Origin of the sequence: Flavobacterium chungbukense (assembly GCF_020805785.1) — a bacterium.
Classification (GTDB): Bacteria; Bacteroidota; Bacteroidia; order Flavobacteriales; family Flavobacteriaceae; genus Flavobacterium; species Flavobacterium chungbukense.
Genome location: NZ_JAJGZV010000003.1, coordinates 687,414 through 703,156, shown reverse-complemented (window position 1 = coordinate 703,156; position 15,743 = coordinate 687,414). Strand labels below are relative to the sequence as shown.

Sequence of the window (15,743 nt, the reverse complement as noted above, 5' to 3'; positions counted from 1 at the left end):
GATTATAAGGCAGAATAGACAACTTTTTTAGTTAAGGTATGTCCGTTTTCTAAAGTTATTTTTACTAGTAAAACCTGGCTACCTGAATTTAGATTCGAAATCTGTAATTCTGACAAATTGATGTTATCTTTACTATACAAGATTTGCGCTCCGATATTGTAAATGTTTACATTCTTTATCGTTTCTTTTGACGACGTGATTTTTACCACTTTATTTTTCACAGAAACCACCACACTATTTTCTAGATCTTCAAACTCGCCTGTTCCCAGTGTTTTAGAAGTATAACGAAGATTGAAACGATTTGCAAAAGTTCCAGCTTCAGTAGCAAACTTATAATTTTCAGTTCGTAAGTTGACTATTTTAGCTTTCAATAAATCCTCTAAATACACTTCCTGCTTATCAAAAAATCCGTCTGCATGGTCAATTGAAATGGTGTAATCTCCAGCAGTACTAGCCTTATAGCCTAATGGAATTATTTCTTTATTATCAAAAGGAAGTGCACGCCCTTGAATTGTCATATTGTTCGATTCATTGATACTGTAAAAATCAGCGCTAGTATTAGAACCTAACGTATTAGCATCATAATTAATATCAAAACTATTCGTTGCTCCTTCTATGTAACCAATTAAAGCCTGTTTGAATGCTCCATAATCGTTAGACAAATTAAGCCACAAACGGTTTTGTTCTAATTCAGCTGATTCATCAGTTTTGTAAAACTGTGTATTACTACCGTTTCTACGCATAGTGTTGGTAAAACTAAGTGTTCCTGTTTTTGGTTTAGCCAAGAATCCCTGTCCTGCTGCAATATATCCTTGGAAAGGCTGTCCATTTAGTGTTTCTCCTGAACTTGTTTCAGTAGATCCTGTAAGGTTAAATGCTGCAAAATCGGCATTATTATAATAATATTTCGAGTCCGCCGGGTTGTATACTGGATATGAATTATGAGTCCAAAAATATAGTGTACCTAAGTTTGTATTTCCATTAATCAAAGCCACTGCGCTAATTGCAGAAGGATAAGGATTACCTACTAAGTTGTATTTATCTTGTACCACAACAGCATTAATATTACCATTATTCGGAACACCTTTAAATACTCCTGTAAATGGTGCGGCTATATCAGCATCAAAAGGCTGAGGAGCTCTTATGCTGTAACCTTTTCCGGTTTCCATTACCATTGTTCCATAAGGATCGATAACCCATGACGCATTAGGATTGTAATACAGATACTTGTCAAACAGCGTATCAGGAGATAAAGTATTCATTCTAAAGCTTGAATTCGTAACTGGTGAAGACCAATACGTTGCATCATAACGTCTTACAGTTGCTATTCTTTCGTAATCAATCTGACCACTGTTTGCAACATTTGTTGTTTGTACTAAACTTGAACCACTTCTAAATGTTAACTGCCCATTTGTAGTTACCGCATTAGTGATTACTAATGTCACACCGCTAGAAACGATAGCAGTAAAACCTGCATTAACCGTTAATGAACAGCCGTTAACAACTGGTGTGCTAGCAGGGAAAGGCGTACCATTGCTTGAATTAATAATGATTCTTTTTGTACTATCTGGAGCACCGCCGTCCCAAGATAAACCATTCCATGTAGCGGAAGGAGAATCATCAATAACAACCGTTGCAGAAGAAGCTGAAACACAAGAAGTTGTTGTTTGAACCGTGAAAGTATAAGATCCAGCGACTAAACCAGTTACTTGATATGAAGTTCCTGTGCCATTTATAGTTGCTGATGCCTGTCCTGATTGGTTAATTTGCCAACTTCCTGAAGGAAGACTTCCTATAGTTACTTTTCCTAATTCTGCACAAGTAACATTAATTTTACCACTTGTTGACGGAGTAGTCTGTATTGGGTTAACGGTAACCGTTACTGTAAATGGTACTCCTGTACAAGTTCCAGAAACAGGAGTAACTGTATAAGTAGCCGTTTGTGGTGTTGTTGTTCCTGTATTTAAAGTTAGTACTCCCGTTGCGATACTGTTCGGATTTCCTGAACTTGCTGCTCCTCCAGATAATCCTGCTGTCCTAACTGGAACTGGCCATGTATAGGTTGTACCTGTTGGAACTGTATTTCCTGTGATAGTTGCAGGATTTATAGTAAGTGATGCAGCTCCGCTACAAGTTGTTGCAGTAATCGGACTAATTGTTGCCGATGTTACATCAACCATTACTGGTATTGAATAATTAGTTGTTGAGCCACACGTTACCATTACGCGATAAAATGTTTTAACTGTTTGTGTAGTTGTAAATGTTGGACCTGCCCCAACTGGATCAACATATCTAATTAATAGATTATCTATTAAATGTCTGTCATTTGAACCTCCTGTTCTTGCTGAAAACTTAAATCTCCAGTTTGATTTAACTGCTAAAAGATATGCCCCTGGCAATGCTAAATCTGCTACAACTACTGAGTTGTTTACGGTTAGACTTAGTCTTCCTCTTGCATCTACTTTTATAATAACTGGAGTATTTCCAGTAGTCGGTCTCAAAACCGGTTCATTAATTGCAGTATTGTAAATAGTATTACCTGCATATTTTATTCTAATACGGCTACCTGCTTGAACTCCTTCATTATCGTAGGTATCAAATTGTACAATTATTCCAGTTCCTGAACCATCTTCTCCTCCAGTAGCATCATTTGCAACATCACTAGCGTAACTTAAACTAAAACCATCTGCCCCCCCTGTAGTCGGAATCTGATAATCAAAGTTTACATTAAAGGCATCATAATTTACACCTGGTGTCTTCTGAATTACATAAGCACCATACAAACTATTTACTGCTCTTGTTAACTGCAGTTGTCCACCAACCAAAACAGCATCTCCATATAGATTTGCCTGCGCATTTGCAGCATCAAAAGTTTCAAGACCAAAAAAGTTAGTAGTTGGAGTTGAAGCAGTACTCCAAGATCCTGTTCCATCAGGTGAAGTTTGCCAAGTATAGGTTACTCCATCTTGCAATGTGTTCTGTAACGACAACGTAAATGGAGTGTAAGGACAAACAGTAGTTGCTGTACTCAAAGTATTCCCTGGAGTTAGATTACCTGTACAAGGATCTTGCAACGTAATACTATGGTCTTCTATCTGTCCTGTATTCCCTAAAGATGCACATGGATTATTGTTATAGTTACCTGTACGGCTCATAACTCTCACTTTTATCGTACCTGTAAAAGCACCTGTAGGCACTGTCACATATACTGATGCTGATTTACCATCTGCTGTAGTTCCTACTGAATTTCTGATTGTTCCTATTTTAACATACTCCGAAGCCTCAAATGTTCCATTATTATTCCAATCAAAATAAGCATCATAATACGCATTTTGATCACCACCTGTATTACCTCTTACAACCAAAGCATAACTTTGTCCTTTTACAACTGACGTTAAAACTGGCGAAGTAAGATCTTCATAATTTCCAGTTCCTGAGCTTGGTCGCGTTTGGTTATTGTAGGAAACACTTGTAATTGGTACACCAGCATTAAAATTAGTACAGGTGCTTGATGAAACATTTACAATTCCGGTAGTTGCCGTAAAAAAAGTATCATCCTTACGCAAAGACGGAGAAATTGTATTCCCCCATGAACTAGGAACAACTTGATTTGCACCTAAAGTCAGTGTAGCTGCTGAATGAGTTAATCCTGTGCCTAAATTTGCATTTACGTTTGTATTTATGGTTAAGGCATTTGTTATTGTTGTTGTTCCAATAAATGTTTTTGTTCCTCCGGTAGAAAACAAAAGATTATAATAACTAAACGCATTAAAAGACTGATTTGTTCCATTTAATTCTACTCTACCTGTTGAAGGGATAAGCGAACCTCCTCCATTTGAGAAGAAATCTCCCCCAACTCTTAAAAGACCAGCCCCAGTAAATTCAATTCTAGCACTTACATCATTAGAACTTGTAGATAAGTTGCCAGAAACCATTACAGTACCTGTAGAAATAAGAATTCTATGTCTCACAGTATTTCCAGTAGTAGGGAAGTCAATACTTCCGGCATTCAAAGTTCCTGTTCCTACATTAATTTGGTTTAAAGAGCTTCCTCCTGCTCTAGGAATTAAAATATTTCCTGAAACATTTAAAGTAAAACCGTTCAGCACAATCGAGTTACTATTATTTGTTGTAGGAAAATCAATCGATGCGCAGGCTGCGTTTGCCGTTAAAGTAACTACATCACCACCTTCTATATGAACAATATCTCCAGCAATAGGAAAAACTCCCATTCCAACTCTACCACCTCCTGAACTTGTTGACCAAGTATCTCTACTTGTCCAATTTCCATTAGCAATAGAAAAATACTCAGCCGCATTAGATGTTGTGACAACTAAAAACATGATCAAGCTAAGAAATCCTAAACTCGGATTAAAAATCTTTTTTGAAAAAAGATTAAAAATTCTTAAAAATAAAAAGCGAATAAACAAAAGTAGTTTTCGTTTCATATCAATGTGGTATTTATTTTAAATTTGTTTTTGGTTGCTAAAAAGCAAAAAGGGCATTCCTAATCTGAAAAAAACATTTTTTTGTGAATTTTCAGTCCATTTTGAATGTTAAAATCCTGTTTTACAGCAAGATTATAAATCTGTTAAATTATCGTACAAAAATATTGAAATTCAGCACATACACAACATTTAACAATGTTTCTTTTTCGTTAATATTAACAAATTTTAGAAGTTTTTTGCAAGTAAATGCCAGTTTTTGAATTTAATCGTTAAAAAGCATGAAAACCCCGACGAAATACACCTTTACCATAAAAGAAGCTTTACAAAAATTAGAACACTTTTGTGCTTATCAAGAACGTTGTCATGAAGAAGTTGTTTCGAAATTATACAGCTTAAAAATGACTTCGGACGAAATTGACACCATCATTGTAAAACTTATTGAAGACAACTTTCTAAACGAAACTCGTTTCGCTTGCAGTTTTGCACGCGGTAAACATCGCATTAAAAATTGGGGAAAAATTAGAATTACAAATGAGCTTAAAGCAAGACAAATTTCATCTGCTAATATCAATTTGGCTCTGAAGGAAATTTCTACAGAAGAGTATTTCGAAACTTTCGAAAATCTTGCAGAAAGATGCTGGAATAATTTATCAGAAAGTAACTCATTGAAAAAACGTAAAAAATTTTGTGATTATATGCTTCGAAGAGGTTATGAAAACAATTTAGTTTACGAAAAAGTAAAAGAATTAGAACTAAGCTAATTTCTTAAAAATCTAAAATTATAATCTTTTCACAATCATCACTTAGAATTCAGATTGTGCTAAAATCCACACAAAAATCGCTCATAACTTATGGTTGTAAATTATTCCGATTTTGATGATTTTATTGCTAAACTCGCGTTTTTTAGTCCAAAAATTGAAAATCACCTCAAAAAAAACACCATTTCTTGCGATTATTCTTATAATATTTTTTAGTATTTTATAAGAATATCCGTAAAATGTATTTTTTTTTCATGCATTTCGTCGAGTATTTTAACAATTCGTCGATTATATAGAGGTATTGAAAACCCTCTTTATTTCTAGCTCGTAGATGTACATATCTTTGCTCCGGCTGAAAAGTCCTATGCCAGCATAACAAACTGATAGAAAACATTTAAGCATGAAAAAAACTTTACTTTTATTTTTATTGTTACCATTTTTTGGATTCGCTCAACAATTGAGTGGCGATATTGTTATTAGCTCTGCAAATACTGATGCGAACTTCAGGACTCTTGCACTTGCAATAGACCAAATATATGCGCGTGGAGTTAGTGGCCCTGTTAGGTTTTTGCTTGATGAAAACCAGAACTTAACTTCTTTACTTACAATCAATGCCATACCAAATACAAGTCCAACGAATACCTTCACCATTAAACCAAATACTGGCAAGAACATCACTATTACCACTACAATGGCTAGTGCATCAAGCGGTATTCCAGCAGTTATTAGATTTAATGGTACCAACAACGTAATCATAGACGGAAGTAATTCAACGTTAAACACAAAAAATTTAACTTTGATAAATACCGATAATTTAGGCTATACAGCAAGATCAGTCATTTGGATTGCGAGTAATGGCTCAACCGGTTCAACAAATATCACTGTTAAAAACACCAACCTAAGATTTGTAAATCGTAATGATGGTATTACTCTTTTAACTGGAGTGTACTCTGGAGGCAACGGTCTTGGAGCAAATAACAGCCTTGGCGAAAACGATAATAACGGTGCCAATTCCAATATTTCAATTATCAACAATGAGACATTTAATGTTAAAGACGGTGTTAACATTAACGGAAATGCTAGTACTTCTCCAACAGGTTGGAAAATTCAAGGAAACAAAATTGGAACTACAACTGCAGCTGAAAAACCAATTAGAGCAATATTCTTGTCTAACGCTTTAAACTATGAAATTTCAGGAAACACACTATCTGGAATTAGAAATACCGTTAATGTTAATAACGATTGTGCCGCAATTGTTTTGTTAGGAAATAGCACGGGAAGTGTCTCAGGTAATTATATTAATGATATTGTTAATACGCAACATAACAATGCTAAATATTCGGCAGGTATTCTTGTAAAAACGAGTGGAACTACAAACATTACTAATAATATTATCAGTAATGTTTATAATACTACTGCAGATTCAAATAATTATAACTATTACAACAGAGCACATAGCATTTTCATTTATTCAGGAAGTGCAACAAATGTATATTATAACACTCTTATTGCGAGCGGAGCACCGACAGGAACAACAAGTGCTTCTTGTTTATATACTGAAGGAGGTTCTGGAATCAATATAAAAAACAACATTTTTGTTAATTTACAATCTAATGAGCAATATGCTATATTCTTAAACGGAGGAACATTAAGTCAAATTAGCAATAATGATTATTACGTTAATAGTAGCACTAATAAATTCTTAAACAGAATATCTGGTACTCTATATGCGGCAACAACAGCAGGAACAGTTCCTACTAACTGGAATTCGGCAGTAGGAGATTCAAATTCTCAGACTTTTCTACCAACATTTGTTACACCAGGGACAGACTATCACATACAAGATGTTGCGGTCAATAATAATTTAAGCGGAGTAGCAATAGCAGGTATTACCACAGATATCGATGGAGATGCAAGAGTAAAACCTTATATGGGTGCTGATGAAGTTGTAAAATGTATACCTGCCGGAGATCAAACTTCTTTCGGTTCTGAATCTTGGATTGGATATGTTTACAGCTTTACAGGAAATACTGCTCCAAACCCAACATACAATACTTTACCAACTGGAACAACTTATTTAGGAACTGTTACAGAAGCAACGAGAAATTTTGACAGAAATGTTGCGGATGGTGCAGTAAATGGCGCTACAAGAAATTTTTGTGATGCAGCGCCTTCAGACAGATTCTTTGTAAGATATAAAATGACTGCCAATATAGCCGAAACTGGTCAATACAATTTCATGCTTGGAAGTGATGACGGAATTAGACTTTATATTGATGGGATTAAAGTTTTTGAACGTTGGAATCAGCATAGTTACATAGTTGACTCATTTTTATACAACTTTACTACAACAGGTAATCACCAATTTATTTTAGAATATTTTGAACTAGATGGTTCGTCTCGTGCTGCAATTTCATTTGGTGCTATAAAAGGAGACCAAGCGCTTCCTTACGGAATTAATTCTTGGAACGTTTATGGCTTAACCAAAAACGATTTAAATCTAAGCAATACAGTATATGCTGGATACTATGTAGATTCTAATGTGAATGTGGATTCAAGAAATTATTGGCCTGTTACCAAATCACCTTACGCCGCAACAAACTGGCAAGGCGCACCAATGCCTGATGATAATTTCACGGTTTCTTACAGACGTCAAGGTTTTCCTTGCGGAACTTACAGAATAGAGCTTGCAAACTCTGATGATGCCACTCAAATTTATATGAATGATAGTGCAACTCCACTATTTACTCAATCTGGATATACAAACACTGCTGCATACATAAACGGTGGAGCGACATATGTTTTAAACAGCACTTCTAAAATTGAAGTTCGTTTAAGAGAAGACGGAGGAAATGCTAACGTTGCAGTTAATTTTGTACGAGTGCTAACACCTTATACAGGAAGCGAAACTATTGGACCAAATACTTCAATCGTAATTAGTTCACCAACTGTAACTTTGGGTTCAGACATTCAAGTTTGTTCATGTACAGTAAATTCTGGATCTACTTTTAATGTTCCAAGCGATAGAACTTTAACTGTTGATGAAGATATTAATATACTTGGAACAGGAAAACTAGTAATACTAAGCGGAGGCTCACTTTTGCAAACTTCAACGAGCAAAACAATGTTTTCTGGAAATATAGCAACTTCTTTTCAAGTTCAAAGAATTGCGACTGTAAGACGCTATGATGCTACTTACTGGTCATCTCCAGTTACGAATTCAAGTTTTACCTTGAATACTTTATCGCCTGACACGCTTTTTGACAAGTATCTGTATTACAATCCTAATGCGTCATGGGTTATCGACCCTTATGGAACAATGGTTATGGAAACTGGAAAAGGTTACAGCGTAAGAGCTCCTCAGCCTTTTGATGCTAATACAGCTGCACCATTTACAGCAGTATTTAAAGGAACTCCTAATAATGGTGATATAGCTCATGTTGTGGTCGCTAATAAATTCAACTTAGTAGGTAATCCATATCCTTCAGCAATTAGCGCGACGGCATTGATTAATGGAAATACAAACTTAGGTACGTTATATTTTTGGACTCATAATTCATCTCCGGTATACAACCCTGCAGATTCAAAATATTATTATAACAATGCCGACTTTGCAGCATTTAACCTTACAGGATTTATTGGAACAAGCTCTGGAGCAACGCTTAACGGACAACCTTTTGAAGGATATATCGCAGCAGGACAGGGATTCTTGGCTAAACCAAAAACAGGAACGTTAAACTTCAACAATACAATGCGTATTGCTGCTAAAAACAAACAATTCTACAAATCTAATGAATCAGGTGAATTAGAAAAAAATCGTTTGTGGCTTAATTTCTCTAATGAGCTAGGAGCATTCAAACAGGCTTTAGTAGGTTACATTGAAGGTGCAACGAATAGTTTTGATATTAATTATGATGCCAATACATTAGGTTCCAATACAAGCGCTGATTTTTACAGTATCAACGAATCGAACAACATGACTATTCAAGGACGTGCACTTCCTTTTGATGATAAAGATATTGTTCCTTTAGGCTACAAGACTGCAACGGCTGGAGAGTATACTATTGCAATTGACCATGCAGACGGCTTTTTTGATACTCAAAACGTTTATCTAGAAGATTTGACAATTGGTAAAACAATAAACTTACGTACTGAAAATTATAAGTTTACTACAGAGGCGGGAACTTTTACAAATCGTTTTAATCTTCGTTACACTTCTAAAACATTAGGTACAGGAGATTTTGAAAATGCAGAAAACACCCTTATGGTTTCTGTAAAATCAAAAATAGTAAAAGTTACTGCAACTAAAGAAAACATAAAAGAAGTACAGATTTATAATATTGGCGGTCAATTAGTTTACACTAAAAACAAAGTTGATTCTAACGAATTACAGATTTCAAATTTACCATCTGGTAATCAAGTTTTATTAGTTAAAGTTGTTTTGGAAAACGGCTCAGAAGTTTCTAAGAAAATTATCTTTAATTAATATTTATAAAGCAAAAACCCCATCTTAATAGATGGGGTTTTGTTTTTTATTCTTCTTTCAATTCATCGATTACTTTCTTGATTTCTTTAGCATATCTTCCATAAGAATAGTGAACCGTCCATTCCATTGCCAGTCCCATAAATAAAATAGAAGTTGCAATGCCTGCAAAAGCACTTATTAGCTGCCTATTAGTAAAGTTAGCGACATCAAAACCTGGATGTTGCGAAATTTTATTGTACCAAACACCAATTATAAACAGCACCATAAATGGAGTTAAAGCAAAGCCGAAAGTTTTATACAACTCCATATTAAGCCGTATGTCAAAGTACGTTTCATACAAACTGTCTTTTGTTTTCAAAGTAATCTTATTCAATCTCTTATAAAAGAAATAAAGTTTGAGCAAATAATAAACCGACACAGCAAAAGCTATACTGTAAAACAAGTAAAAAGACAAAATCCATTTCTCAGGAAAATGAAAGATATAAGGGGTTAACCCAATAAATAGTACAGCAACCGTCTGTCCTATAAGTTCATTTCTCAGATTCTTTCTAATCTTGTCCAAAGGTGTGTTGGCCGATTGTATCCTTTCTAAATTATCTGGAAGAACTACATTATCGGTCTTTTCGTTATTCCATGCGTTTTGTATATCGTTAAAATCCATATCCCTGATTTTTAATTATTTCCTTTAATTTTTCTTTTGCTCGATTTAATTTCACTCTTGCATTTCCTTCAGAAATCCCTAGATTCTCACCAATTTCCTTGTGAGAGAAACCTTCTAACTGATAAAATATAATTGCTTTATCAATTTTTTCAAGTTTTTGTACTGCTTTATAAAAATGATCCAGCTGGCTTTCTTTTATATGCGAATCGCCTTCTTCCTCTTTAATGTTTTCTGAAGCAATCTCATATTTGTCTACCTTTCGTTTCTCTTTTCTGAGAAAAACGATAGCCGTATTTACCGCAACACGATACATCCAGGTTGAAAACTGACTTTCATTTCGAAATGTTTCGTACGATTTCCAAAGCTGACAAACAATTTCCTGAAACAAATCTTGCTGATCATCATGATTATCCATGTACATTTTTGAAACTTTGTACAGAATACCTTTATGGCTTTCTATCCGATTTAAAAACTCTTGTTCTTTTTCTTTCAAAATAGTTTTAATTCGTTACTGGTTTTACAATATATCCTGCTTTTTTTAATAAATTAATTACTCCAAACTCACCTCCTAAATGTCCTGCTCCAACTGCAAAAAACACACTTTCTGTTTTCATCATCTGCGGCATTTCTTTAATCCAGTTCAAATTTCTCTGATCTAGAATCATTTTTTTTGTTTTTTCGCTTGTAAACCTTTTATCGGTTACGTTATTATACAACTCATCAATGTTTTCACTTTTATATGACGTTACTAATTTAGCCGTTTCACTTTTATTTGATTCGCTTAACATCTTAATCATTTCATCATCTGTATAGGCATTTTCAAGAATCGAAAGTTGTGACTTAACCGTTTCTAAACCGCCAACCTGAATGTTTCTTTTTTTAGCCATCTCAATAAATTCCATTTCATAAAGCTTCAGTTCTGCACATCCAAAAGTTTTCATAGAGATTAGACTCATTACAGTCATCAAACTAAAACTGTCTACTTGCTTTACGGTCATTCCAGTTGTGTTTTTTAAGATCTCATCCAATTTTGACAAATGTTCTGGACTTAATGATTTGCTTAAAGGTTCTTTTCCCATTGCCATTTTTTGCATGTCTGTCATTTCTGCTGGATCCGCAAAATTGATTTCTAAAACCAATTTATTAGAAGCGTCGAATGCTTTTTTTGTTTTTTCCGAAAGAAAATAATCGGGCTTGCAAATCATATGAACGGTTCCGTATAAATAAGATGGTTTTTCTAAACCGTTTCCTGAAATTTCCCAAAGAAGAGAATTTTCAAGTTTTGGAGATTTATTTTGCGCCTGAGCAAAAGAGCTGCATACAATTGCGATTACTGCTATAACTGATTGAATTAGATTTTTCATTTTGTTGATTGATTAAGTTAATAATTGATTAATGATTTTTTTGATTGATTTTTTATTGATGACCGAAACTCCTTTTTTTATTTGCTCCATTTTTTTCGCTGCCAAGAAGCAACAGAAGCTATAAACAAACAAAGCATAACTAAAAGGAATTCTTTATTTGGCTTTTCTAAAAAGAAGTGATTTACTAATGAATAACCTAGACCGGCTGAACCTAGAAATAAAAATAAAAAGTTGAAAATTTTTTCGCTTATTGATATTGACTGTGTTTTCATAATTGTTTTGGTTTATTTGATTACGACTCGTAAGTGACCAAAGATTCAAAACGTTACAAAAAATTTTACACTTTTTTGAAAATGTAAGTAAATACAGGCTATGGGAGAAGAAAAAAAATTAAACTTTATATAAATTCAGAAGTAAAAAGCTTAAAATTCTTCAAATCAAATGCTAGAAAAGAAGATCTCGAACCAACTCTAAAACCTGATTAATTTCTTCTTCTGAATTGTAACTGTGAATACAAAAACGTAAACGCTCTTGACCTTCTGGAACTCTTGGCGAAAGAATTGCCTGCACATCAAATCCTTTATCTTGAAGTTCCTGAGCTAACTTTTTTACATTTTCATTTCCAGGAACAATAGCAGAATGTATGGCAGATTTACTATGAACAAACATAGGCTTTAAACCCAGTAAGTTTTTCTGCTGATTAAAAGAGATGATGTTTTGACGTAGTTTTTCAATAGCCTCAATTCCATTTTCTAATTCTCGATACGCCGTCAAAATAGTTGCTACCGAATGAGGAGATAAAGCTGTCGTATACAAAAAGCTGTGAGCAAAATTGATCAAGTAATTTCTAAGTCCATTAGATCCTAAAATTGCTGCTCCTTGACAACCCAAGCCCTTTCCAAAGGTTACAATTCGTGCAAAAATTCTATTGTGCAATTGCAGATATTGAATAAGACCCTCGCCTCTATCTCCAAAAACACCTAAACTGTGTGCCTCATCAACAATTAAATAACAATTATATTTTTCTGAAAGCAAAACCAGCTCTTCTAAATTCGGACTATCTCCATCCATAGAAAAAATGGTTTCAGTTACGACGTAAATAGTTGTATTTGGGAATTTAAGAATAAGACGCTCTAAATCTTCAAAATCATTATGAATAAAAGGCTTTGATTTGGCAGTAGATAATAAGATCCCATCTTTTATAGAAGCATGACATAACTCATCATATAAAATAAGGTCGTTTTCTTGCGGTACAGCACTAAAAAAACCAATATTAGCATCGTAACCTGAATTAAAAATTAACGCCGCTTCTGAGTCATGAAATTCAGCAATAAAATTCTCTGTAATCTGATAAAGTGAATGATTTCCAGAAATCAACCTAGAACCTGTTGATCCATTATACAAGATTTCATTTTCAAGCAAATAAGCATGAGTATGTTTAAATATAGACTCAGATTTTGAAAATCCGATATAATCATTCGAAGAAAAATCTATCAAATTATTAAACACAGGCAGCTTTCTAAAGAGTTCTTTCTGTTTATAATTTTCAATTTTTTGGTTTAGATGTTCAGGTAATTCCATAAAAACAAAGTTAGAAAACAAAAATTTGCTGCCTCAAATTTCTTTCGCTAAGTGTACGATTTTCTTCATAATATAAAATCAAAAAATCCTAAAAAGAAAAAATTATTGTTTTATATCATTTTATTATCGTTTATCAATAATTTTTATATATTTACACCGAACTAAAAATCAAATTTTATGAAAACCAATAGCAGAATAATTAGCGTACTTTATATTGTATCCAGACTTACGTTTAGATTTTCACAGCTTATATTATTATTTATTCTAGTTTTTGAATGCATACCAAGCGGTACTTTAGGAAGTTGGAGCTCAAGTATTCATCATACAAAAGGATACAAAATAAATACCCAAATTCAATTAAGCGTTCCCGACAGTCTAATTATATACAAAAGCAAAATAAATAAAGGTTCTGGTTTTGTTTCTAAATCAGAAACAAAAAAAATCAATGATCATTTTAATAGAGTAAAAAAGGACACTACATTAAAAAAAACATATCAAATAAATACTTATGAAATCTACAATAAAAATTTTGTCGATGTAAAACAAGAATTTAAAAATCTAAATATTCAAGGCACAGATTCAACTCTAGAAATTATAATCAATCCTAAAGATTACTTTTTTAAATCAATTTTGATACTCAAAAACTACCTATATTTAATTGTACTTTTATTTGTTAGCTATCAATGCATGCGTTTATTTAATCAATTAAGAGATAATTTTGCATTTGATATGGCACTAACTCAAAGAATTCAAAAAATAGGATATTCGCTTATTGCTTATCCAGTTATAAACCTGATCTTTTGCTATATTATAATGCAGTATTTCTCCAGAATTAATTACTATCATTATACCAATTCAATCTACATTCAGGGATTTAATTTTATGAATCTAACTCCTGTTTTAGAATATAATTTGCAAACTCTTTTTCTTGGATTAAGTTTAGTAGTTTTAGGCAAACTATTAAATCACGGATACAATCTTCAGAACGAAAATGACTTAACAATATAATTATGCCAATCATTGTAAATCTAGATGTAATGCTCGCCAAAAGAAAGATGCGTTCGAATGAATTAGCAGAGCGAATTGGCATTACAACAGCGAATCTTTCGATACTGAAAACAGGAAAGGCCAAAGCTATTCGATTTTCTACTTTAGAACTTATTTGCGAAATCCTCGAATGCCAGCCAGGAGATATCATGGAGTTTGTGAAAGAAGAGGAATAAACAATCGAATTTTTAGAAAACAAACAGCGGATTAATCAATCCGCTGTTTTAAATTTAATTTTATAAATTACTAATAAAAGGCGATTGTCTGTTGTATTTAGATTCGATCATTTCTTTAATCATAAATTTTGAAATGTCCTTAGCAGTAATTTTATCTCCCAAACAATCTTCTATATTTACTACTATTTCAGAACTTTTATCTGTAAACTCAATAAAAGGAACACGAATCTGCGTCCAATTCACATTGCTATTTTCCAAAAGTTTATAAGCTTTTTGACGATCTTCCTGAATGAGTGGAAAATTACTTTTCATCCAATCTGTTGCCATAAGCGTTTTTGGACTTTTCTTGTCGAATCGAGTATCAATATTAAGTCCAGCAATTAAGACATAACGATCTATCCCATATTCATTCATCACATTCATAACTTGCTTTGTCACCTGACTTGCAACTAAAGGCTCATCTTTTCTTTGGCCAATGGTGCTCAAAACAGCATGACAATCTTTTAGCAATGCTTTTATAGATTCAAAATCAAGTGCATCACCTTGAATAATTTCAATATTAGAGTTTTCAATATGAAATTTTTCAGGATTTCTCAGTAGAAGTTTTAAATGAAATCCTTCTTTTAATAAGTGCTTTACAAGATAATTTCCTGTTTTACCGCCTCCGCCTAGCACGGCAATTTTTGATATATTTTTCATAAGTATTCTTCATAAAATTTGACATAAATAAGTAACGCTTTATTGAACTAATAAAGCGAAAAAGATAAAAGCTTACTGAGCTTTTGTCACTTTATCAATATTTTATGAAGAGATTTTAATACTTCAAAAGTAGAAAAATAAAAAAAGCCAGACAAATATTGTCTGGCTTTTTCATTATTCTTAAATTGTCTTAGTCAACTAATACAATTATCTTATTGTCTTTCATCTCGATTGTTCCTGACTTAATCTCTAAAGTATAAGTTTGGTCATTTACTCTCGTGAATTTATCAGCTACCTCTTTAGAAAAATTGAAGCTAGGAGCTGCAATTTTAATTGTTCCTTCTTCTAAAATAGAAACAATTGGTGCGTGATGATTTAAAATCTGAAAGCTTCCATCAACTCCTGGCAAAGTAACCGAAGTAACTTCTCCTGAAAATAATTTTGCCTCTGGTGATACTATTTCTAAAATCATATTTTTTTTAGTTAATAGTTGATGGTTGATGGTTGATGGTTGTTTCTAACA

General features: G+C 33.3%; 12 protein-coding genes. 4 read left to right on the top strand and 8 right to left on the bottom strand.

The annotated features are described in order from the left end of the window. Positions 1–2: 2 nt before the first annotated feature. Positions 3–4,448 carry a GEVED domain-containing protein gene (locus LL966_RS13345; RefSeq protein ID WP_229353886.1) on the bottom strand — a complete coding sequence of 1,482 codons (4,446 nt, stop codon included), beginning with the start codon at positions 4,446–4,448 and terminating at the stop codon, positions 3–5. Positions 4,449–4,726: 278 nt separating this feature from the next. Between LL966_RS13345 and LL966_RS13340 the strand changes: the two genes are divergently transcribed. Further along, the gene (locus LL966_RS13340; protein WP_229353884.1) at positions 4,727–5,209 is read left to right on the top strand and encodes a regulatory protein RecX; all 483 of its coding nucleotides are present in this window, start codon (positions 4,727–4,729) and stop codon (positions 5,207–5,209) included. 397 nt (positions 5,210–5,606) lie between these two features. Next, on the top strand, positions 5,607–9,692 hold the full coding sequence (locus LL966_RS13335) for a T9SS sorting signal type C domain-containing protein (RefSeq protein WP_229353883.1): 4,086 nt from the start codon (positions 5,607–5,609) through the stop codon (positions 9,690–9,692). A 46-nt stretch (positions 9,693–9,738) separates the two neighbouring features. Here the strand turns inward: LL966_RS13335 and LL966_RS13330 are convergent, their stop codons facing one another. The 5 genes from LL966_RS13330 to LL966_RS13310 all read right to left on the bottom strand — a co-directional run bounded on the left by LL966_RS13330 (position 9,739) and on the right by LL966_RS13310 (position 13,298). Further along, a complete protein-coding gene (locus LL966_RS13330; protein ID WP_229353880.1) occupies positions 9,739–10,353 on the bottom strand; it encodes a hypothetical protein in 615 nt (204 codons plus the stop codon). After that, complete coding sequence (locus LL966_RS13325; protein WP_229353879.1) at positions 10,343–10,846, bottom strand: RNA polymerase sigma factor; 504 nt, start codon at positions 10,844–10,846, stop codon at positions 10,343–10,345. The genes LL966_RS13330 and LL966_RS13325 overlap by 11 nt, the downstream gene beginning before the upstream one ends. Positions 10,847–10,853: 7 nt before the next feature. After that, positions 10,854–11,717 (bottom strand): TraB/GumN family protein, encoded by an 864-nt coding sequence (locus LL966_RS13320; protein ID WP_229353878.1) that lies wholly within the window; start codon positions 11,715–11,717, stop codon positions 10,854–10,856. Positions 11,718–11,794: 77 nt separating this feature from the next. Then, positions 11,795–11,989 carry a hypothetical protein gene (locus LL966_RS13315; RefSeq protein ID WP_229353877.1) on the bottom strand — a complete coding sequence of 65 codons (195 nt, stop codon included), beginning with the start codon at positions 11,987–11,989 and terminating at the stop codon, positions 11,795–11,797. Between the two features lie 172 nt (positions 11,990–12,161). Beyond that, positions 12,162–13,298 carry an aminotransferase class I/II-fold pyridoxal phosphate-dependent enzyme gene (locus tag LL966_RS13310; protein WP_229353875.1) on the bottom strand — a complete coding sequence of 379 codons (1,137 nt, stop codon included), beginning with the start codon at positions 13,296–13,298 and terminating at the stop codon, positions 12,162–12,164. A gap of 177 nt (positions 13,299–13,475) precedes the next feature. On the opposite strand from LL966_RS13310, the gene LL966_RS13305 reads away from it, so the two are divergent. Then, entirely contained in the window at positions 13,476–14,306 is an 831-nt protein-coding gene (locus LL966_RS13305; protein WP_229353874.1) for a DUF2975 domain-containing protein, read from the top strand. A 2-nt stretch (positions 14,307–14,308) separates the two neighbouring features. After that, positions 14,309–14,521, top strand: a complete 213-nt coding sequence (locus tag LL966_RS13300; RefSeq protein ID WP_184159126.1) for a helix-turn-helix domain-containing protein — start codon at positions 14,309–14,311, stop codon at positions 14,519–14,521. A gap of 60 nt (positions 14,522–14,581) precedes the next feature. Here the strand turns inward: LL966_RS13300 and LL966_RS13295 are convergent, their stop codons facing one another. Together LL966_RS13295 and LL966_RS13290 are read right to left on the bottom strand one after the other, a co-directional pair. Continuing rightward, positions 14,582–15,220 (bottom strand): NAD(P)-dependent oxidoreductase, encoded by a 639-nt coding sequence (locus LL966_RS13295; RefSeq protein WP_229353873.1) that lies wholly within the window; start codon positions 15,218–15,220, stop codon positions 14,582–14,584. Positions 15,221–15,410: 190 nt separating this feature from the next. Next, positions 15,411–15,692 (bottom strand): F0F1 ATP synthase subunit epsilon, encoded by a 282-nt coding sequence (locus LL966_RS13290; RefSeq protein ID WP_229353872.1) that lies wholly within the window; start codon positions 15,690–15,692, stop codon positions 15,411–15,413. Positions 15,693–15,743 lie beyond the last annotated feature (51 nt).

Bases quoted from the DNA above. Each gene is read 5' to 3' on its own strand.
- LL966_RS13310 (WP_229353875.1), bottom strand. From the start codon at position 13,298: ATGGAATTACCTGAACATCTAAACCAAAAAATTGAAAATTATAAACAG.
- LL966_RS13315 (WP_229353877.1), bottom strand. From the start codon at position 11,989: ATGAAAACACAGTCAATATCAATAAGCGAAAAAATTTTCAACTTTTTA.
- LL966_RS13340 (WP_229353884.1), top strand. From the start codon at position 4,727: ATGAAAACCCCGACGAAATACACCTTTACCATAAAAGAAGCTTTACAA.
- LL966_RS13295 (WP_229353873.1), bottom strand. From the start codon at position 15,220: ATGAAAAATATATCAAAAATTGCCGTGCTAGGCGGAGGCGGTAAAACA.
- LL966_RS13335 (WP_229353883.1), top strand. From the start codon at position 5,607: ATGAAAAAAACTTTACTTTTATTTTTATTGTTACCATTTTTTGGATTC.
- LL966_RS13290 (WP_229353872.1), bottom strand. From the start codon at position 15,692: ATGATTTTAGAAATAGTATCACCAGAGGCAAAATTATTTTCAGGAGAA.
- LL966_RS13330 (WP_229353880.1), bottom strand. From the start codon at position 10,353: ATGGATTTTAACGATATACAAAACGCATGGAATAACGAAAAGACCGAT.
- LL966_RS13320 (WP_229353878.1), bottom strand. From the start codon at position 11,717: ATGAAAAATCTAATTCAATCAGTTATAGCAGTAATCGCAATTGTATGC.
- LL966_RS13345 (WP_229353886.1), bottom strand. From the start codon at position 4,448: ATGAAACGAAAACTACTTTTGTTTATTCGCTTTTTATTTTTAAGAATT.
- LL966_RS13305 (WP_229353874.1), top strand. From the start codon at position 13,476: ATGAAAACCAATAGCAGAATAATTAGCGTACTTTATATTGTATCCAGA.
- LL966_RS13300 (WP_184159126.1), top strand. From the start codon at position 14,309: ATGCCAATCATTGTAAATCTAGATGTAATGCTCGCCAAAAGAAAGATG.